Source organism: Roseibium marinum (genome assembly GCF_002906165.1).
In the GTDB taxonomy this organism is placed as follows: domain Bacteria; phylum Pseudomonadota; class Alphaproteobacteria; order Rhizobiales; family Stappiaceae; genus Roseibium; species Roseibium marinum.
Genome location: NZ_PPCN01000013.1, coordinates 149,923 through 169,356 on the forward strand (window position 1 = coordinate 149,923; position 19,434 = coordinate 169,356).

At 60.9% G+C, this 19,434-nt stretch carries 17 protein-coding genes; 15 read left to right on the plus strand and 2 right to left on the minus strand.

The window, feature by feature from the left end; genetic code table 11:
* Positions 1–5: 5 nt before the first annotated feature.
* The 6 genes from CLV41_RS23490 to CLV41_RS23515 all read left to right on the plus strand — a co-directional run bounded on the left by CLV41_RS23490 (position 6) and on the right by CLV41_RS23515 (position 3,994).
* Positions 6–779, plus strand: coding sequence for an enoyl-CoA hydratase/isomerase family protein (locus CLV41_RS23490; protein ID WP_103224912.1), 774 nt, complete (start codon positions 6–8; stop codon positions 777–779).
* Between the two features lie 48 nt (positions 780–827).
* Complete coding sequence (locus CLV41_RS23495; RefSeq protein ID WP_103224913.1) at positions 828–2,369, plus strand: AMP-binding protein; 1,542 nt, start codon at positions 828–830, stop codon at positions 2,367–2,369.
* Between the two features lie 3 nt (positions 2,370–2,372).
* Positions 2,373–2,762, plus strand: coding sequence for a MaoC family dehydratase (locus CLV41_RS23500; RefSeq protein ID WP_103224914.1), 390 nt, complete (start codon positions 2,373–2,375; stop codon positions 2,760–2,762).
* Positions 2,759–3,130, plus strand: a complete 372-nt coding sequence (locus tag CLV41_RS23505) for a hotdog family protein (protein WP_103224915.1) — start codon at positions 2,759–2,761, stop codon at positions 3,128–3,130. The genes CLV41_RS23500 and CLV41_RS23505 overlap by 4 nt, the downstream gene beginning before the upstream one ends.
* Positions 3,131–3,228: 98 nt before the next feature.
* Positions 3,229–3,564 carry an ArsR/SmtB family transcription factor gene (locus CLV41_RS23510; protein ID WP_208987698.1) on the plus strand — a complete coding sequence of 112 codons (336 nt, stop codon included), beginning with the start codon at positions 3,229–3,231 and terminating at the stop codon, positions 3,562–3,564.
* Positions 3,557–3,994: an SRPBCC family protein gene (locus tag CLV41_RS23515; RefSeq protein ID WP_103224917.1), complete on the plus strand. Its 438-nt coding sequence runs from the start codon at positions 3,557–3,559 to the stop codon at positions 3,992–3,994. Before CLV41_RS23510 ends, CLV41_RS23515 begins: the two co-directional genes overlap by 8 nt.
* 41 nt (positions 3,995–4,035) lie before the next feature.
* Here the strand turns inward: CLV41_RS23515 and CLV41_RS23520 are convergent, their stop codons facing one another.
* Positions 4,036–4,425, minus strand: coding sequence for a DUF427 domain-containing protein (locus CLV41_RS23520; RefSeq protein ID WP_103224918.1), 390 nt, complete (start codon positions 4,423–4,425; stop codon positions 4,036–4,038).
* A 205-nt stretch (positions 4,426–4,630) separates the two neighbouring features.
* Here CLV41_RS23520 and CLV41_RS23525 point away from each other — a divergent pair, with 205 nt between their 5' ends.
* The 9 genes from CLV41_RS23525 to CLV41_RS23565 all read left to right on the plus strand — a co-directional run bounded on the left by CLV41_RS23525 (position 4,631) and on the right by CLV41_RS23565 (position 17,700).
* Positions 4,631–5,887: a glycerate kinase type-2 family protein gene (locus CLV41_RS23525; RefSeq protein ID WP_103224919.1), complete on the plus strand. Its 1,257-nt coding sequence runs from the start codon at positions 4,631–4,633 to the stop codon at positions 5,885–5,887.
* 116 nt (positions 5,888–6,003) lie between these two features.
* Complete coding sequence (locus CLV41_RS23530) at positions 6,004–7,185, plus strand: GAK system CofD-like protein (RefSeq protein ID WP_103224947.1); 1,182 nt, start codon at positions 6,004–6,006, stop codon at positions 7,183–7,185.
* A gap of 396 nt (positions 7,186–7,581) precedes the next feature.
* Positions 7,582–8,688, plus strand: a complete 1,107-nt coding sequence (locus CLV41_RS23535; protein ID WP_103224920.1) for a LacI family DNA-binding transcriptional regulator — start codon at positions 7,582–7,584, stop codon at positions 8,686–8,688.
* Position 8,689: 1 nt separating this feature from the next.
* Entirely contained in the window at positions 8,690–10,039 is a 1,350-nt protein-coding gene (locus tag CLV41_RS23540) for an ABC transporter substrate-binding protein (protein WP_103224921.1), read from the plus strand.
* A gap of 290 nt (positions 10,040–10,329) precedes the next feature.
* A complete protein-coding gene (locus CLV41_RS23545; protein ID WP_170107300.1) occupies positions 10,330–11,634 on the plus strand; it encodes a carbohydrate ABC transporter permease in 1,305 nt (434 codons plus the stop codon).
* Positions 11,631–12,863: a carbohydrate ABC transporter permease gene (locus CLV41_RS23550; protein ID WP_103224923.1), complete on the plus strand. Its 1,233-nt coding sequence runs from the start codon at positions 11,631–11,633 to the stop codon at positions 12,861–12,863. The genes CLV41_RS23545 and CLV41_RS23550 overlap by 4 nt, the downstream gene beginning before the upstream one ends.
* Before the next feature lie 36 nt (positions 12,864–12,899).
* Positions 12,900–14,201, plus strand: a complete 1,302-nt coding sequence (locus CLV41_RS23555) for an MGH1-like glycoside hydrolase domain-containing protein (RefSeq protein WP_103224924.1) — start codon at positions 12,900–12,902, stop codon at positions 14,199–14,201.
* 18 nt (positions 14,202–14,219) lie between these two features.
* Positions 14,220–15,281: an ABC transporter ATP-binding protein gene (locus tag CLV41_RS23560; protein ID WP_103224925.1), complete on the plus strand. Its 1,062-nt coding sequence runs from the start codon at positions 14,220–14,222 to the stop codon at positions 15,279–15,281.
* Positions 15,282–15,909: 628 nt separating this feature from the next.
* Positions 15,910–17,700: a methyl-accepting chemotaxis protein gene (locus tag CLV41_RS23565; protein ID WP_103224926.1), complete on the plus strand. Its 1,791-nt coding sequence runs from the start codon at positions 15,910–15,912 to the stop codon at positions 17,698–17,700.
* Between the two features lie 284 nt (positions 17,701–17,984).
* Here the strand turns inward: CLV41_RS23565 and CLV41_RS23570 are convergent, their stop codons facing one another.
* Positions 17,985–19,424 (minus strand): serine protease, encoded by a 1,440-nt coding sequence (locus CLV41_RS23570; protein WP_103224927.1) that lies wholly within the window; start codon positions 19,422–19,424, stop codon positions 17,985–17,987.
* Positions 19,425–19,434 lie beyond the last annotated feature (10 nt).

Genomic DNA, 19,434 nt, shown 5'->3' on the forward strand with positions numbered 1-19,434 from the left:
GTGCGGTGAGTTACGTTGAAACCGAAATCAGGGACGGTGCGGTCTGGCTCTGGCTGAACCGGCCGGAACGCCACAACGCCCTCGTCCCGGCAATGGTGTCCGACCTTCGCTCCGCCATCGCCCGCGCGGCCGCGCAGGATCCGCCGGCGCTTGTGCTGGCGGCAAGGGGGCGCAGCTTTTCCACGGGCGGTGACGTTGCCGGGTTCCTTGAGAACTCCGGTTCGCTCGAGGCGCTGAAGGATTATTCGGAACGGCTGGTTGGCGGTCTGCATGCGGCGATCCTCGATCTGCTTGCCTTTCCAGCCCCTGTCCTGGCGGCGATAAACGGTCCGGTGACGGGCGGGTCGACCGGCCTGATGCTGGCCGCCGATCTTGTGGCTATGGTGGAAGATGCCTTCGTGCAGCCCTATTATTCCGAAGTCGGCTTCGGTCCGGACGGCGGCTGGACGGCGCTTTTGCCAGACCGCATCGGCACCGCCAAGGCGCTTCAGATCCAGTACCGGAACGAGCGGATCGGTGCGGCCGAGGCGCTGGTTCTCGGGCTCGCCACCAGCATCTGTCCGTCCGCGGAGCTGGAAAGCCAGATCAGGAACTGGACCACGGACATTGCAAAGGGCTTTGCCCAGACGCATCGGGCGACGAGAGAAAAGGTCTGGGACGACCAGCGGCGCGCGGAGGTCAGGAGCCGCCTCGATCAGGAGAAAGCCAGGTTCCTGGAACTCGTCACCCGGCCGGAAACGCTTGAAGGCATGAGGGACTTCAAAAAAGAGCGTGCCTGACGCGGACCGGGTACAGTGACAAGAACTTTAAGGTGCCTGGGAGGACACATGGAGTTTTTAACGGATATGGCCGCCAAGCGGGCGGAACTGACACCGGACGCGGTCGCCTTTATCGACCATGATACCAGTCGCAGCTTCACGTTCTGCGAAGTCAACAGCCGCGCCAGCCGCCTGGGCAATCTTCTGCTCAATCGGGGACTTGAGAAGGGCGACCGCATCGCGGTCCTGTGCCTCAACCATCCGGATTTCTTCGTTCTCCTGTTCGCTGCCCAGAAGACCGGGCTGCTGCTGGTGCCTCTCAACTGGCGCCAGCCGGTGGCGGAGCTGAAGCCGGTTCTTGAAGCCACAGGGGTGAAGGTGATTTTTCACGACGGGGCTTTCGCGGAGACGGCGGGCGAACTGGCCGCGGAAACCGGGGTCGGACTGCTGCCGCTCGGGGCAACGGGGACTTCGGGCAGCGCGCTGGACGACTTGCTGAAAGAGGCCAGCCCGGCCGCCATCGGCTGCGGCAGGATCGAAGCGGACACACCCTGGTATCTGATGCTGACATCAGGCACCACCGGTCTTCCCAAGGCGGTCATCCAGACTGCCGGAATGGCTTATGCCAACATGATCAACTATTCGCAGGCGGCCGGACTTACGGCGGGTGAAAAGAGCGTCAATTTCCTGCCGCTGTTCCATACCGCCGGGATAAACCTGCCGACGCTGCCGGTTTTCCTGAATGGCGGATCGTCGGCCATCCTGCGCAAGTTCGATGCCGATGCGGTCCTGGATCTGATCGATGCGGGGGACGTGACAAGTTTCTTCGCGGTTCCGGCCATCTATCAGGCGCTGGCGCTTTCGGCCGGGATCGGCAAGACGGATTTTTCAAACGTCCGGTTTCTGGGATGCGGCGGCGCACCGGTTCCCGGGCACCTTCTGACCGACTTCCGGAAACGCGGCGTGACCATCTGCAACGGCATGGGAATGACGGAGACGGGGCCGACCGTCTTTCTGATGGACAAGTCCCATGCAGCCGTGAAAATCGGCTCGGTGGGAAAACCGCAAATCCTGACCGATGTCAGGCTTGTTGACGGTGAGGGAGGTGTCGTGGAAGGGCCGGGAGAAGGGGAAGTCCAGTTCCGCGGTCCCAACATCACGCCCGGCTACATGGACAATCCGCAGGCGACCGCCGAAGCCTTCACCGTGGACGGCTGGCTGAAGTCGGGAGATGTCGGCCGGCGGGATGAGGACGGCTATTACTTTATCGTCGACCGGCTCAAGGACATGTATATCTCCGGCGGCGAGAACGTCTATCCCGCCGAGGTGGAAAAGGTCCTGGTCGACCATCCGGCGATCCTGGAAGCCGTTGTCATCGGTGTGCCGGACGACAAATGGGGGGAAACCGGAGCGGCCTTTTTGATCCTCAGGCCCGAAGAAGATCTCGATACGCATGAATTGCCCGGCTGGTGCCGGAGCCGGATTGCGCCTTACAAAATTCCGAAAAGCTTTTTCATCGTTGAAGACCTGCCCCGCACCGCGGCCGGTAAGGTCCGGAAAAACCTTCTCAAGGACATGACTTTCGCCGAAAAGACACCGGAGGACGCCTGAGCGATGACACACGCCGACGATGCGCACCGGAGCGGCTCGTGTACCTGGATTCCCCGCCAGGCCGATTTCGATGCTTTCGCCAGACTTTCGGGCGATGACAATCCGATACATGTCGACCCGGAGTTTTCCGCGCGCACGCGTTTCGGACGCACGGTCTCGCACGGCATGCTGCTTTATGCACGGGTCTTCGCCCGGTTACAGGCGCTTTATCCCGGCCGGGCACATGCGGTGCAGACCCTGATGTTTCCGAACCCGGCCTACGCGGACGAGGAACTGACATTTTCGTTTTCCGAAAACCCGCAGCAGCCGGACCAGATCCTCATCGAAGTGGCCCGCAGCGCCGATGGAGCGGTGACGCTCTCGGGCACCTGCGATCTGGGAGAAAGCCGATGACGCTGGAACTCGGTCAGCGGGCGGAACTGACCCGGACCTACACCGAGCGGGACATGCAGGATTTCGCACTGCTGGCGGGAGACGACACGGACGTGCCGCGTTCGGTTCCAGGGCCGCTCATCGGAGGTCTGTTTTCCTATCTGCTCGGTGTGAAGCTTCCCGGGCGCGGGACGAATTATCTCAAGCAGAGCCTGGAATTTCTGGCCGAAGCACCCGTCGGAGAGGCCCTGACCGCATCCGTCACCATCACCCGCCTCAGACCGGAGAAGCACCTGGTCGATCTCGAGACCGTGTGTGAAACCGCGGACGGCTCGCGGATCTGCCAGGGGCGGGCGCTGGTTTATGTCGAGGATGTCGGCAAGGGATAGCCGGGCGTTATAACAGCAAACATTTCATATGCAATTTAATCAACCAAATGGTTGACTAAAGTTTTTGCGTGCTGTAATTCAACCAAATGGTTGAACGAATGTCTGACACACAGAAGCTTACCGCGATCCTCAAGGCGGCAAGCGACCCGATCCGCCGGGAGCTGCTGACCCTGCTGGTCCAGCACGGGCCGACACGGGTGACGGATCTCGCCAGGCATTTCGATGTCAGCCTGAATGCAGTGTCGAAGCACATCAAGATACTGGAAGCCGCCGGACTTGTGCGGCGGCGGACCGAATGGCGGGAACATCTGATCGAGGCGGACATGGACCCCGTCCGTCAGATCGACCGCTGGTTCCAGGATCTGCGGTCCGTCTGGGATCGAAGGCTCGACGTTTTGGACGATGTTCTCAAAAGGGAGACGGAAGATGAATGACTTGAGTGTAGTGGTGTCGCGCACATTTTCAGCCCCCAGGACGAAGGTCTTCGAGGCCTGGCTCGATCCTCAGATACTGGCCCTTTTCATGCAGCCTTGCGAAGGGGGACCGCCGGCAACCGTGACGAACGATCCGGTGGAGGGCGGCGATTTCGAGATCATCATGCGGGCCGACGACAAGGAGATACCGCACCGGGGCGTCTACAAGGAAATCAATCGCCATTCCCGGCTGGCCTTTACATGGGAAAGCCCGTTTTCCCTGCCGGATAGCGTGGTGACGCTGGATTTCAAGGACGTTGCGGACGGAACTGAACTGACGCTGACGCATGTGAAATTTCCGTCCGAAGAAAGCCGCGACGGTCATGAAAGCGGCTGGACGGGTATCCTGGCTGCACTGATGCCGGCCCTTGCGGAAAGCAAGGCGGCATGAACATGCCGCAACGCTCCGCGTCCTGATCGTGATGCGGAGCGTTATTCGCCTTCCACCAATCGTACTTTTTTCGGCCAGAAGGCATAATGAGCGGCGAGCCGGTCCGCCATTGGGATCGGAGTTCTGTAGACCCAGCCGATTTCCTCCCCACCGAAAGACACATAGCTCGCATCACCCTTGATCGGGCAGTGGGTGGATCTGTCCATCTCACCGAAGTCGGCGGTCAGATCGGTTTCCGGCACATAGACCACCGGATCATAGACCGATTTGCCGATCTCGATCACCCGGATCGCACCGGTGCTGTCCGCAAGCAGCGTATCGCCCGCGTAAATGCGGATGCGGCGCGAAATATCCTTGATCACCATGAGGTGGGCCGGATTGTCCGGGTTGCGGATGGCGTTTTCAAAGGCAGGACCTGTTTCGAGTGTCATTGGACTCTCCTCTTCTCCAGTCAGAAGGTGATGCGCCGGCCCCTAAATGGCAAAAGCAAAGTTCTGACATTGCCGTGAAATGGCGTTCTGGCCCGTGAAATGCCGTTTTGGTCGGTTTCCGCCGACAAGGGGCTGGCAGTGCCATGAAAATTCTGCTGAAACTGCGCTCAAATGGACTAGTCAGGTTTTCGCGAGGCGGTTTCCCATGGACAGTGTGGCTGACGATCTTTTGCGGCGGCTTTTTGAAAAGGCGGTCGAAGTGGCGGATCCGATGAAAAGCCTTGCTGCCTTTCTGCCGGAAAAACCGGCCGGACGGGTGGTGGTGATCGGTGCCGGCAAAGCGTCGGCCCGGATGGCGGAAGCGGTCGAGGCGTCATGGGGGCCGTGTGAAGGTCTGGTGATTACCCGCTATGGCTATGCCCGCCCGTGCGAGGGCATCGAGATCGTCGAAGCGGCGCATCCCATACCGGACGAGATCGGCCTTTCCGCCACGGAGCGGATGCTGGACCTGCTGGCTGGTGTCGGGGAAGGGGATTTTGTGCTGGCGCTGATTTCCGGCGGCGCATCGGCGCTGCTGACGGCGCCTGCCGGAGAGATCACGCTCGCCGAGAAGCAGGAGGTCAACCAGAAACTCCTGGTATCGGGCGCGGCTATCGGCCAGATGAATGTGGTGCGCAAGCATCTGAGCCGCGTCAAGGGCGGGCAGCTTGCCGCCGCGGCCTATCCGGCGAAAATGCTGGCCCTGCTCATGTCGGATGTTCCGGGCGACAATCCGGCGGAAATCGGCTCGGGCCCGACCGTCGGCGATGCCAGCACCCCGGAAGACGTGAAAGCCATTCTGGACCAGTGGAAGATCGATGTGCCGGCGTCCGTAAGAGAAGTGCTGTCCGGGCAAACCGGTGTTCTGGTGCCTGAAGACCGGAAGCTTAGCCGGGTTACGAACACGGTTTTCGCGGCACCCTCCCAATCGTTGGACGCAGCTAAAGAACTGGCGGAAGAGGAAGGTTGCGAAGTCGAAATTCTCGGCGATGCGATTGAAGGGGAGGCGCGCGAGGTTGCCCATGAGCACGCGGAACTCGCCTTGCGCCGCCAGAGGGAACGCCCGGCGGGCAGCCGCCCGCTGATCCTCCTGTCCGGCGGCGAACTGACCGTGACGCGGCGCGGCGACGGCATCGGCGGGCCGAACGCCGAATATGCTCTGGCGCTGGCTCTGGCGCTGAAGGGGGGTGGCGGCATTCATGCGATTGCCTGCGATACCGATGGCGTTGACGGAGCGGCTGAGGTTGCCGGCGCCGTAATCGGGCCGGAGACGCTCGCGAAAGCGGCGGCCGCGGGACTTTCGCAGGAAAAGGCGCTGGACAACAACGATGCGCACAGCTTTTTCGGGGTGCTTGGCGATCAGGTCGTCACAGGACCGACACTCACCAACGTGAATGATTTCCGAGCGATCTGGATCGGATAGATCGCCGCGCATTTCTATGGAATGATCGAAGCTGGAAAAGCTGGTCAGGCGACAGGTGAAAAACGGCCGGAAGTGGTTTTGCAGTGGCGCGGTTGCGCCGGGGTCAGGGGTTGGACGTGTCTGAAGTCACCATAACGCGCGCCGTGCGCATGCCCGACCCTTTCCGGATCGAACGCTTTCTCTCCAATCCGAAACTCGGTCCGCGGCTGCTGTTCTTCAGCGGCGGGTCAGCGCTCAATGGCGTGTCGCAATCGCTGAAACGCTATACGCACAACTCCATCCACCTGGTGACGCCGTTCGACAGCGGCGGCAGCTCTCAAGGGTTGCGGATCGCCTTCGACATGCCGGCGATCGGCGATCTCAGAAGCCGGTTGATGGCGCTCGCCGACGAAACGGTTCTCGGTCATCCGGATGTCTTCCGTCTGTTCACCCACCGTTTCGCCAGATCGGCACGGCCCGCCGATCTGGGCGGGGAGCTCGATACGATGATCTCCGGAACGCATCCGCTGGTGGACGCCATCGAGCAGCCGATGCGTACGCTGATCCAGAACCAGCTCGGCACGTTCCGGGCCGCCCGGCCGGAGAGCTTCGATCTGCGCGGGGCAAGCATCGGCAACCTGATTCTCGCCGGCGGTTACCTCAATCAGAACCAGCAGCTCGAACCGATCATCTTTCTGGTGTCGAAACTGGTCGGCGTTCAGGGGACCGTGCGGGCGGTGACCGACGACAATCTGCATCTTGCCGCGGAACTGGCCAATGGCGAGACGGTTATCGGCCAGCATCTCCTGACGGCCAAGGAGCACCCGCCCCTGGCCTCGCCGATCAAGGACTTCTTTTTGAACCGGGGCCTGGAACGGCTCGAGCCGGCAATGGCGGAATTCCCGGAGCGGAACCACAACCTGATGCAGTCGGCGGACCTGATCTGCTATGCTCCCGGCAGCTTCTATACAAGCCTGATCGCAAATCTGCTTCCGGCGGGAGTCGGCCGGTCGATCGCCGCGCGCACGGTGCCGAAGGTCTATGTGCCGAGCCTGGGCGCCGATCCGGAGACCGGTACCATGAGCCTGCCGGACAAGGTGCATACCCTGTTGACCTACCTGCACAGGGATGCCGGAGCCGATTGTCCGGTCAGCAGGCTGCTCAATCTGGTAATCGTCGACGCGCGCGTCCCCGATGACGAGATCGCGGAGATCAGCGCACGCGGCATCACTGTCCTGAAACTGGATCTCGTCAGCAAGAGTTCGGCGCCCTATTACGACCCCGTGCCGCTCTGCGAGGCGTTGGTCTCGCTGACGTGAAGGCCTGGCCGGGCCCTGCTGCGTCGCGGCCAGGACTGACGAGGGGCACCCCTGACCGGCCTGCTTTTATCTGGAATTGAAAGCCGGACCAAATCGGCGCCGAGCAATCTTAATCCGTCTTGTCTTCGATAGTGCGGATTTGAGGGGCTTGAGGTGACGTGGGGAACTTTGTCTGCGGCTCCGGTCCTTCCAACCGAAACCATTCACATGAAAGTTTTGTTTTAAAGACAGCGGCTTGCCGCTCTGCGGTAGAAATATCGCGAAGCACCGAAACCGATTTTGTTGACTTCCGAAATCGGTTTTGTAACTCTTTTTCGTACAAAAAACGCAAATCCGGATCAAAGGTCGGGAATTTGCGAAAAGAAATTTGAGGGCGGTAAGCCCTTGGGAGGACGAATGCAGCGAATACCCGGTTCCGTCACGATCGACGACGTGGCCCGCCATGTCGGTGTCGCCAAGGGCACCGTTTCGCGCGTTCTCAACAACTACACCGATATTTCCGATGCGACCCGCAAACGCATCCTGCAAGCGGTCAAGGAACTGGGTTATCAGCCGTCGGCAACCGCCCGCAATCTGAAGCGCGGCCGGCAGGATACGCTCGGCATCGTGATCCCCGTCGGGCACGGCAGCGGAGCCGACCCGTTCCTGGCGGAGTTCATCGACGGCATCGCCCGCGCCCTGGATGAGATGGGTCTCGACCTTCTGGTGACGACGGCCCATTCGCGCGACCACATGATCGAAACGTTGCACCGGCTGGTCGCCCGGCGGAAGGTGGACGGCTTCATCATCACCCGCACCGAGGTCAACGATCCGCGCATCGCCTATCTGAGCGAGAAGAAATTCCCCTTCGTCGCCCATGGCCGTACGAGCGATCCGACCGGCTATGCCTGGTTCGATATCGACAATGAAGCTGCCTTTGCCGATGGCGTTCGCCATCTTTACAGCCTCGGCCACGAACGGATCGGCTTCATTGGCGGTTCGCTCGAACTGAATTTCGCCCTGCAGCGCCTTCACGGGTACCGGCAGGGGCTGGAGGCGCTCGGCGTACCGCACGACCCTGACCTGGAAAGCCTGCAGGACGTGAGCGAAAAAGGCGGGTTTGCGGGAGCCAAGGCGCTGCTGTCCCTGGACGAACCGCCCACCGCGCTGCTGTGCGTGACCGATGCGCTGGCCATCGGCGTCGTGCAGTTCTGCCGCAAATACGGCCTGAAGGTGGGATCCGACGTGACCGTCATCGGCTATGACGGCCTGCCGGTCGGGGAATATCTCGATCCGCCGCTGACGACCTTTTCCCAGAGCGCGCAGGATGCGGGCGGCAGGGTCGCCCGTAAACTGATCGACGTTCTGGACGGCAAGGATCCGAAGAGTTTGCAGGCGCTTGCAAAAGCGGTCCTGATCCGGCGCGCCTCCGACGGCGCGCCATCCATGACACCGGAGAAGCTGTCGAAGCTGTTCCGGGATCGGCTGAACCACCAGCCACATTCTGATACCAAGGGAGAATAGAATGATTGGGAGGACGACATTCCTGGCCACGACCATCGCAGGTGCGCTTGCGCTCGGTCTGACTGTGGCACAGGCGGACACATTGCGATTCTGGACAACGGAAGAGCAACCGGAGCGGCTGGCCAAGCAAGAGGAATTGGCCGCAGCATTCAAGGAAAAGACGGGCATTGAGGTGAACGTCATTCCGGTGAGCGAATCCGACCTTGGCACACGGGCAACGGCGGCTTTTGCCGCGGGCGATCTGCCGGATGTGATCTATCACACCCTTCAATACGCACTGCCCTGGGCGGAAGCCGGGATCCTGGACACGGAAGCGGCGACGGAAGTTTTCGAAAACCTGGGCGCTAGCACTTTCGCGCCGGGGGCTGCCGCCATGGCGGCGGTTGACGGAGGTGTCGCCTCCGTTCCGGTCGATGGCTGGACGCAGATGGTGATCTACCGCAAGGACCTCTTCGAGGAAAACGGTCTTGCCGCGCCGGACAGCTACGAAAACATTCTGGCCGCCGTCGAAAAGCTGCACAATCCGCCGGAAATGTTCGCTTTCGTTTCCGCGACCAAGATCGACGAGAACTTCATGAGCCAGGTGCTGGAGCATGTGCTGCTGGCCAACGGAGTGAGCCCGGTCGATGCAAACGGCTTCAAGCCGCTCGACGAGAAGAAAACCATCGAGGCGCTGGACTTCTACAAGGCCATCTCGAAGGCTTCGCCTCCGGGGGATCTCTACTGGAAACAGTCCCGCGAGCTTTATTTTGCCGGCAAGGCGGCGATGATCATCTGGTCGCCGTTCATTCTGGACGAACTGGCCGGTCTGCGCGACAGCGCCCCGCCGACCATCACCGACGATCCGACTTCCTCCGAGCTTGCCTCCAAGACCGGCGTCGTGACAACGCTGAGCGGACCGTCCAATGCCGATGGCGCTGCCTGGGCGGACATCCGCTATTTCGGCATCACCAACGATGCGGACACGGAAGCAGCCATGCAGTTCGTCGAATTCTCGATGGATGAAGGCTACCTCTCGACCTTGTCGATCGCTCCGGAAGGCAAGTTCCCGATCCGCCGCGGCAACAAGGACAACGCCACCGCATTCGTCGATGGCTGGGCCGAGCTGCCGGTCGGCGTCGACCGCAAGGCGGCGCTGACGGATCTCTATGACGCCGACACTATCAAGACCATCGTTTCCGGTCTGGATACCGCCAGCCGCTGGGGCGTCAAGGAAGGTCAGCTGTCGCTTGCCTCCAAGATGATCAACAGCCAGGTGATCAACCGTCTGGTGCGTGAATACATCGACGACGAGCGCGATGCGGCCGCTACCGTGACGAAGCTGAACGAGGAACTGGCAAAGATCCAGTAAGGGGAATTGCCCGCTCGCAAGGCGGGGTGCGTTACTGACCGAGGGTCTGCAGCGGTTTTCTTCTTCCCTTTATGGGGGGAAGAAAACCGGTCCTATCCACCCGACGCGCCTGCCTTGCCTGAAGTAGCGGCATGAACATTTCCTCCGAGAGCAGGCCGGGCGTTCCAGAAGACTGGAGAATGCCCGGTCCATCCCCGGCCCCAGCCTGACACAGACGCGGGCGGACGGGACAGAGTACGCCCGACCGTGGCCCCATCGGCGGCGAAGGCATGAAAAGCAGAGCCAAACCAATGAGCGCACAAACCAGACAGCCTGTTTCCGAAGGTCCGCCGAAAGGCATCGGGCCGATGCAGCGCCGCGAGATGTGGCTGGCCTATCTGATGCTGGCGCCGACCTTCATCATCATCCTGGTGATCGTCGCCGGACCCCTGCTGGCCAATTTCTGGATCAGCGTGAAACCCGTTCAGCTCGGCGATCTGCGCCCGCCCGCCGTTCTCGTCAACGAACGCCTTCGGGGAGACCCGGAAGCGGCCGGCGACAGCGCGACGCTGGAATACCGGCTGCGCAATTCCTCGCGGGACGAAGAGATCCGCGATGTGGTTCTGAAGGACGAGGTCCCCGCGGGGTTCACAGTCACCGGGCTGCCGCAAGGCTGCGAGCTGACCGGCAGTGCGCTGTCCTGCACGATCGGAACCGTGGAACCGGGCTGGCGCGACCGGCTTGGACTTGAAGGAACCGTCTCGGACGTGTTTCTCGCCGCCAACCGCCCGGAGCGGGCGAGCGAACCGGTGGTCACCGGTGACGCCAACAACGTGCTCACCAATTTCGAATTCACCTTCGAAAACTTTTCCAGGATCTTCAGCGCGGATGAATTCTGGTCGGTGCTGCGGGTGACATTCTATTATACGATCTTCGGCACCGGCGGCGCGCTCGTCCTTGGCCTGTTCGCGGCGCAACTGCTGCACACCGCATTTCCGGGCCGGGGCTTTCTGCGCGGCCTCTTCCTGTTCCCCTATGTGTCTCCCGTGATCGCGGTCGCGTTCACCTGGGTCGTGCTGTTCGATCCGTTCTCCGGCACGCTGAACGCGCTGCTGACCAAGATGGGCGTCGTATCGGACCCGATCAATTTCTTCGGCCAGCGGGCGATAGAGTTTTCCGTCTTCGGCATTCCGTTTGAATTTCCGCTGGCGCTGACGACGGTGATCGCCTTCGAGGCCTGGCGGTATTTCCCCCTGTCCTTCCTGTTCATTCTGGCGCGTATGCAGTCGATCAACACGGACATGTACGAAGCGGCGGAAATGGACGGTGCGACGCCCCTGCAGCAGTTCTGGTACCTGTCCCTGCCGCAGCTCATGGGCATTCTGTCGGTGCTGTTCCTGCTGCGGTTCATCTGGACCTTCAACAAGTTCGACGACATTTTCCTTCTCACGGGCGGCAACGCGGGCACGCGAACGCTGACGGTGGATGTCTATGAACAGGGCTTTGCCCTCTCCAATCTCGGTGCCGGGGCCGCGGTCGCGGTGGTTGTCTTCGTGGTGCTGGTCACCTTCGCCACCCTGTTCATCCGCTTCTCGCCGAAGGAGGAAGGGCTATGAGACCCGCCAGCATACTTTTGACCGCCGTTACCGGCCTCCTCTGGGGCGTCATGGCGATGGTGGTTATCGGCGTCACGCTGACCTTGATTACCGGTGAAGTCGCGCTGCCGCAGGCGACGGCCGCGGGCCTTGCCGGGCTGCTCGGTGCGCTTGTGTTCGTCTGGCGGTGTTCCGCGGCGGGCGCGGGCGGCGCACCGGCATGGGCCTATAGCGCGGTCGTGGTGTTTCTCGTGCTGATGATAGCCAGCTTTGCTGCACCTTTTACCCTGCCGCTCTCCGTTGTCCCTGTCTGGCAGGGTCTGGCGCTGATCGTTTTCGTCGCCGGTGTGACGGCGGCTATCAGGCTCTGCCTGCGCGATGCCCGTTTCGGGCCGATGAGCCGCTATGAGCGGGAAGTGATCTATATCCGCATCGCCAAGGGCATCGGCTTCGTCGTCTTCACCATCATCGTGGCGCTGCCTTTCTATGTGATGGTGATGACATCGCTGAAAAGCCAGCAGGCGCTTCTGGCCAATCCGCTCGATCTGTCGATCGATTTCTCGCAAGGGCTGAGCGGCCTGACGCGGTCCTATGTGGAACTGTTCACCCAGTTCAATTTCGGCCGCTACCTGATGGTGTCCGCCTTTGTCTCCGTGGCAACTGTCGTGCTGACCCTGCTGCTTTCCGTGCCCGGCGCCTACGCGGTCTCCCGGCTGAGGTTCCCCGGTCAGGCGCTGCTGGCCCGCTCCGTCCTGCTGATCTACATGGTTCCGGCGATCGTCCTTGTGATCCCGCTCTACGCCGTCTTCTCGCAACTCGGTCTGCGCAACACCTTGACCGGCCTGCTGATCGTCTATCCGGCGACCACGATTCCCGTCGCGCTTTACATGCTGCAGGGCTATTTCCGCGGGCTGCCGGCGGAACTGGAGGAGGCGGGCCTGATGGACGGGCTCAGCCGCATCGGGGTTATCCTGAAGATCACGCTGCCGCTGTCGCTTCCGGCACTCGCCTCGGTGTCTCTCTACGTCTTCATGATCGCGTGGAACGAATTCCTGTTCGCCTTCATGTTCCTGGACGATCCGGACATCTTCACTCTGTCGCGGGGGGTCGTATCTCTTAATTCCTCCGAGGTGCCACGTCAGCACCTGATGGCCGGCGCGGTGATCGCCACGGTGCCCGTCCTCGTCATCTTTCTGTGGTTCGAACGCTTCCTTGTGCAGGGCCTGACGGCCGGCAGCGTCAAGGGATAATCAAAAGGGCTCGCAAGAGGCCCATGGGAGTTACCTGTGTCCAATTCGGATTTAGACCAAAAAGCGAAATCCATCCTGATCGAGAACGACCAGGGCGGTTATACAGTGCCGACCAAGGGGCTGTATCCCTACCAGTGGAACTGGGATTCGGTGTTCGTCGCGCTCGGCTTCGCCACTTTCGACCAGGACCGGGCCTGGCGGGAAATCGAGATGCTGTTCGAGGGCCAGTGGCGCGACGGAATGGTGCCGCATATCCTGTTTCGCAAGGACGACCCAAGCTACTTCCCGGGCCCGTCCGTCTGGGGCACGAACGGCGGACCTATCCCCAGTTCAGGCCATTCCCAGCCCCCGGTCGCCGCAACGGTGATCCGGGAACTTGTCGATACCGATGTGACCGGACTGGCTCATGACCGGGCGCTCTACCGGGCGGGGGCATTGTTTCCCAAACTCATGCAGTGGCACCGCTGGTTTCTCGCCTACCGGGATCCCGACGACCTGGGTGTTATCGCCGTGATCCATCCATGGGAATCGGGACGGGACAACCTTCCGGACTGGGATGAGGCCCTGCGGGCGGTCGAGATCGCGGACATCGGGCCGTACGAGCGCAAGGATACCTCCCATGTCGATCCGTCGATGCGCCCGCAGAAGGCGGACTATGACCGCTACCTGAGCATCATGGCCGCCTGCCGCGCGGTGGATTGGGATCCGGCGGAAGTTGCCAGGACCTGTCCGTTCTTCGTCGCCGATCCGGGCGTCACCTTCATCTTCCTGCGTGCCAACCGGGATCTCCTCTCGCTGGCCGAACGGCTTGGAAGGGACGCCGAGGCTGAGGAAATCCGGGGTTGGATCGCGAAGATGGAAGCCGGGGCGAAAACGCTCTGGCACGAGGGACTGAAGGCGCATGTGGCGTTTGACGAGCGATCCGGAAAACTGACCGACGGCATATCGAGCGCCTCGTTCCTGGCGCTCTATGCGGGAATTCGGGACGAGACGACGATGGCGTCCCTGCAGGCGCATTTTGACAGGATTGCATCGAAAGTGCGTTACCTGATGCCGTCTTACGACCCGGATCATGCCAGTTACGAGCCGCTGCGATATTGGCGCGGGCCGGTCTGGGCGATGATCAACTACATGATCGCGCGCGGTTTTGCCGAGGCAGGCGACACAACACGCGCCGAGCGTCTGCGGGCGGATACGGCAGACCTGATCGAGACCGGCGGATTTGCGGAATATTTCAGCCCGGAGACGGGCGCGGCCGCCGGTGGCGGTACGTTTTCCTGGACCTCCGCCATCTGGCTTTCCTGGGCATCGCCCACACACGCTGAACACGCAGCATAAACGCCGGGGGATAGTTTCATGGGTGCGATCCAGCTCAACAAGGTCGAAAAATGGTTTGGCACGCTGCAGGTCATCAAGGGGATCGATCTTCAGGTCGAGGATGGTGAGTTCGTCATTTTCGTCGGCCCGTCGGGTTGCGGAAAGTCGACCCTGCTCCGGCTGATCTCGGGTCTTGAGGAAACCAGCCGCGGCACAATCGACATCGACGGCAAGGATGTAACCGCCCTGCCTCCGTCGGGCCGCGGGCTGTCCATGGTCTTCCAGTCCTATGCGCTCTATCCGCATATGTCGGTGCGCGACAATGTCGGCTTCGGGCTGAAGACCGCCGGGGTTCCGAAGGAGGAGATTGCCCGGAAAGTGAACGCGGCCGCCGATGTCCTGAAACTCGACGAATACATGGACCGGCGGCCGAAGGCGCTCTCCGGCGGGCAGCGCCAGCGGGTCGCCATCGGGCGGGCGATCGTGCGCGAGCCGGGTGCGTTTCTGTTCGACGAACCGCTGTCGAACCTGGACGCCGCGTTGCGCGTGGAAATGCGCCTCGAGATCGCGCGCCTGCACAAGAGCCTCGGCACGACCATGATCTATGTGACCCATGATCAGGTGGAAGCCATGACGCTGGCCGACAAGATCGTGGTGCTGCAGGCCGGCCGGATCGAGCAGGCCGGTTCCCCGCGAGAGCTGTACGAGCGTCCGGACAATCTGTTCGTCGCCCAGTTCATCGGCTCGCCCAAGATGAATGTGCTGCCCTGTTCCATCGAAGGGGACCGGTTCTCGCTGCAGGGACACGGAGGCGGACGGTATCCGCATGCCGGCGTGGCGCGAAAGCCGGTCCGGCTGGGGGTCCGCCCGGAACATATCAGCGTCACCGGCCCCGACGAGGGGCATCATTGCACCGGCACCGTCGAGGTCACCGAATATCTGGGGTCCGATACGTTCCTCTATGTGGCGCTGGACGGTCTGGAGACGGTGCTGGTGCGGATCAGCGGCAGCGAAACCGTCGAGGAAGGTTCCCGCATCGGGTTAAAATTCGACGAGACGCGCATGCATTTCTTCGACGCCGACGACCAGGCGATACGCTGAGTATCCGCTCTGCTGCCTGTCGAGCACTGTCCTCCATGCTGAACGGGCGGGAGCCTCATTTTGCGGGATGCTCAACGTGTTGCCGGGCCAGAAAGAAAGCGGTTCTGGAATAGTAGACGGCCGTTTGAAATCCGGAAATTCATTCGTTTTCTTGTGTCGTGAGCATGAATATTTGATTCGTCTTATGTTTCGTTGGGTCACATTGTATTGGTATAATTACCTATAACGAATGCGGAAGCGAGTTGGAAAACTGTCAAAAATATCGGAAAAATCGTTCGCCGGGAAAGAAAAGAAGGCTCAAAAAAGCGAAGTAGACCCTCTTCCCGGTTGTCAAATGTGACTAAAGATTGCAATATTCTCTTAATGGTTTCATTCGCCGTCATAATCCTCTTTTAATCTACTATTACTTGCATTTTCTATTAATTTTACTTTCACACTATGGGGGCTTTCCTCGTCCTTGCGATAGGCCGGAGTCCTGAGGAGAAATTGAACCGGCCGCATTCGCCGGGGGCACGCTTCACCCGCAATTCAGGTTCCGCCATGCAACTGGCACCGCTCGAACGGCAGTGCCCGGGCGCATAGCTGAATTGCCGTGTTGTGTTTTTTTTGAATTATTTTTCTGGAGGGAATGATGCAAGTGACCGAGGGACATGAATTTAGCGGCGAGACCAAATCGAAACGCACCGTGAACATCGGAACCAAGATCATGGCGGTCGTTGGAACCTGCCTCGTCGGGCTGATCCTGGTGGCAGTGATCGGTTTGTGGCAGTTGAACAAAATTGGTTCTCTTATCGATGGGATTGCGAACGAGGATATTCCGCTGACGAATGCGGTCAGCGAGATCACTATTCACCAGCTCGAGCAATCGATCAGTCTCGAAAGAGCGCTCCGGGCCGGCGCGATGATGGAACTGCACAGTGAATCAAGCGCGGAGTTCAACCGGGCGCGAGATGTCTTCATGGAATACGCCGAGAAGGTCGATCATGAAATTCAGAACGCGCGAAACCTTGCCAAGCACTCCAGCGATATCGCCCGCTCCGCGGAAATGAAGACCAAATTCCAGAAGGTGCATCGTGCCTTCGAGACGATTGCCGACGAGCACAAGAGCTTTGACGAACACGCATCGCAGGCGTTCAAGCTGGTCGAGGCCGGACAGTTGCAAAAGGCGATGGAACTGGAGCCGGCCATCAAGGCGGAAGAGGACAACCTCAACCACGAGTTTGAGGCCCTGGTGCAGGAACTTGAAACGTTCACGCTCTCGGCGGCGCGGTCCGCGCTTGAAGCGGAACAGTTCGCATTGCTGTCCATTCTGGTGATCTCGGTGCTTATATTCGCGGTCTCCCTCGGATTCGCGGGATTTCTGATCCGCCGGGCGATTACCAGGCCTCTGGGCGAAGTCGTCAGAGGTATCAATGCCCTGACCACGGGCGACTTTACGGCGGAGGTCAGGGTCTACGCCCGGGATGAAATCGGTGCTGTCGCATCGGCTTACCAGACGTTCCGCGAGTCCATGGTGCGCTCCAGGCAGCTTGAAGAAGAGCAGCGGGAAAAACGCCGGATCGAAGAAGAACGGCAGAAGAACCTCGCAGAGGCCTCCAGTCAGTTTGTGTCCAGCATCGGCTCGATCGTCGAGACCGTCTCATCCGCCTCCACCGAGTTGCAGTCAACGGCGCAGTCCATGTCCAGCATCGCGGAAGAAACCAGCAGCCAGGCGACCTCGGTTGCCGCGGCAACGGAACAAGCCACTACCAACGTCGCGACGGTGTCGTCCGCGACCGAGGAACTCTCCAGTTCCATCGGCGAGATCAATTCCCGTGTGTCGCAGGCTTCGACAATCTCCAAGCAAGCGGTTGAAGAGGTCGCAAAGACCGGCGGACAGATGGAACAGCTCGCGGGAACCGCTGAAAAGATCGGTGAAGTGATCTCAATGATCTCCGACATCGCCGAGCAGACCAACCTTCTGGCCCTGAACGCCACGATCGAGTCCGCCAGAGCCGGCGAGGCAGGCAAAGGGTTCGCGGTGGTTGCCAGCGAGGTCAAGGCGCTGGCCAGTGAAACGGCCAAGGCGACAGACAATATTTCCAGCCTGATCAAGGAAATTCAGGAACAGACCCAGGCGTCTGTGATGTCGATAGGAGAGATCGGCAACATCATCTCCCGGATAAACGAAACTTCAGTCGAAATCGCGGCGGCGATGAGCCAGCAGGACACCGCGACCAGGGAAATAGCCCAGAATGTAACGGAAGCGGCTGCCGGTACGCAGGCGGTTTCCGAAAACATAGCCAGCGTCACCCAGGCCTCGCAGGAAACGGGTGTGGCGGCCAGCCAGGTGACCATGGCGGCCGGCGAATTGTCCGGTCAGGCCTCGAGGCTGAAGATCGAGGTGGATGGCTTTCTTGCCAAGCTGCAGGCTGCCTGAAGCTTCGACAGGGACTTGACCGCTTCCGTACCCTCCAGGCCGGGTACGGAGGCGGACGATTTTGCCCGCCTGCGGCGTTGCGCTTGCTTGCCGCTCGCCGGAGGGGGGAACGCCAGAGCCGAACGGTTTTCCGCTCAACCGCGCCTGGCAGGCCACCAAATCACCCACAGACCTTATACATAGCGTAATTCCGGCGGCCACTCTCCCAAGCCTATGATGCGGGGTCGCAACGAACGCCCCAAGGGGCTGAAGCGGGAGAGTGGCCGCCGGAATTACGCTATGTATTAATTCCTGCAGAGGATCTGCACCGTGTATCTGGCGGCTTCCTCGTCGATGCGGGTCGGGGTCTTGATGCTTGTGATGGTGTTGTAGGACGGCGCCAGGCCCAGGCTTTCCATGAAAGTGGACATCAGCTGGCCCCGGATGGCGAAATTGATGTTTTCAGGAAAATCGCCCGCCAGCTGAAGGGTCTTGATCTTGTCGAGGCGGGAAACGACCGTGCCGATCAGCGCGCCGGTGCGGTCGAGAACCGGACCGCCGGAATTTCCGGGCTGCACCGGTGCCGAGATCATGAAGTGGCGTATATCCCCCTTCACGCCGGCCAGCGAGGAGACGGTGCCGAGGGTGAAGTTCAGATTGCTGTCGAAGATCTGCGCGAAGGGGTAACCGAGCACGAAGACCTGTTCACCCCGGGCGATCGGCTGGTTTGCCCGAAACCGCGCGAAACTTTCCGCGTGCGCGCCGGCGAGCTGGATGACCGCAAGGTCATTGACGGGATCGGCGCGCACAAGCCTTGCCGGGCCGTGCCCGGGCACTTCCAGGCTCGCGCAATTCCCGGCGACATGGGCATTGGTACCGATATGGCCCTGCGCGGTGACGAAATACCCGGATCCGGTAGACAGTTCCGCCGGTTCTTGCGTGGTCACATCCGGGCCGGATGCGGCCGGGAGGTTGCCGTTTTCCTCAAGCGATTGGGGCTGCAGGCCGGGGGTGGAGGTCACGGTCTCCAGCGGTGCGTCCGTCCCGCCGTCGTAATAATCGAGGCTGTTGGACATGGCGACGGCGACCCTGTCCATGAAAACCGCGTGTTTGCTTTCCCAGGCGAGGGAAAAACCGCGGCTGTCGCCGGAAGTCTTCATCACCCGAAGATAGAAGTCGCGGCCATCCTGCTCGCCGGAGACGACGAAAAAGTCGTTGCGCAGTTTCTTGTAGTCGATGGTGCGTCCCTGCCGTGATTTCGACAGCCGTTTGAACAGGTCCCCGTAGGCCGTCTCGTCGTGCGGGACCGCGAGAGTCTCCAGCTCAATGCTGCCGTCGTAGGCGCGCCAGCGGCTGCCCCGGCGTGTCGGAGAAGGCGGCTCGAACAGCTTGACCGGGATGCCGAGCGACAGGCCGGCCGCCGCATCCTTGCGGATCTCGAAGCCGAGACGATTGACAAGATCGAGACCGTCGCGCTCCAGGACCTGCATCTGGTTGCTGGCGAGCACGCCGTCCTGTTGGAAGTCCCGATGCTTTTGAAACGAGGTCAGGGCGTTGTAGGTATGCTTGCCAAAGGCGCCATCGACGATGGCGACATAATCTCCGGTGAAAACCAGAAGATGCTGGACGCGGATACGCTCGGGCCATTCCAGATCGTAAAACCAGTCTTTGGACCGGTTGTAGTCGGCAACGCTCGTGCTGACGGATATAACGAGAAAAATGAAAGCATAGACAACTGAACGCATCACACCTGCT

Coding starts and splice junctions, on each gene's coding strand:
- CLV41_RS23510 (WP_208987698.1), top strand. CDS start 3,229: ATGTCTGACACACAGAAGCTTACCGCGATCCTCAAGGCGGCAAGCGAC.
- CLV41_RS23500 (WP_103224914.1), top strand. CDS start 2,373: ATGACACACGCCGACGATGCGCACCGGAGCGGCTCGTGTACCTGGATT.
- CLV41_RS23525 (WP_103224919.1), top strand. CDS start 4,631: ATGGACAGTGTGGCTGACGATCTTTTGCGGCGGCTTTTTGAAAAGGCG.
- CLV41_RS23560 (WP_103224925.1), top strand. CDS start 14,220: ATGGGTGCGATCCAGCTCAACAAGGTCGAAAAATGGTTTGGCACGCTG.
- CLV41_RS23570 (WP_103224927.1), bottom strand. CDS start 19,424: ATGCGTTCAGTTGTCTATGCTTTCATTTTTCTCGTTATATCCGTCAGC.
- CLV41_RS23520 (WP_103224918.1), bottom strand. CDS start 4,425: ATGACACTCGAAACAGGTCCTGCCTTTGAAAACGCCATCCGCAACCCG.
- CLV41_RS23505 (WP_103224915.1), top strand. CDS start 2,759: ATGACGCTGGAACTCGGTCAGCGGGCGGAACTGACCCGGACCTACACC.
- CLV41_RS23540 (WP_103224921.1), top strand. CDS start 8,690: ATGATTGGGAGGACGACATTCCTGGCCACGACCATCGCAGGTGCGCTT.
- CLV41_RS23535 (WP_103224920.1), top strand. CDS start 7,582: ATGCAGCGAATACCCGGTTCCGTCACGATCGACGACGTGGCCCGCCAT.
- CLV41_RS23565 (WP_103224926.1), top strand. CDS start 15,910: ATGATGCAAGTGACCGAGGGACATGAATTTAGCGGCGAGACCAAATCG.
- CLV41_RS23495 (WP_103224913.1), top strand. CDS start 828: ATGGAGTTTTTAACGGATATGGCCGCCAAGCGGGCGGAACTGACACCG.
- CLV41_RS23545 (WP_170107300.1), top strand. CDS start 10,330: ATGAGCGCACAAACCAGACAGCCTGTTTCCGAAGGTCCGCCGAAAGGC.
- CLV41_RS23550 (WP_103224923.1), top strand. CDS start 11,631: ATGAGACCCGCCAGCATACTTTTGACCGCCGTTACCGGCCTCCTCTGG.
- CLV41_RS23515 (WP_103224917.1), top strand. CDS start 3,557: ATGAATGACTTGAGTGTAGTGGTGTCGCGCACATTTTCAGCCCCCAGG.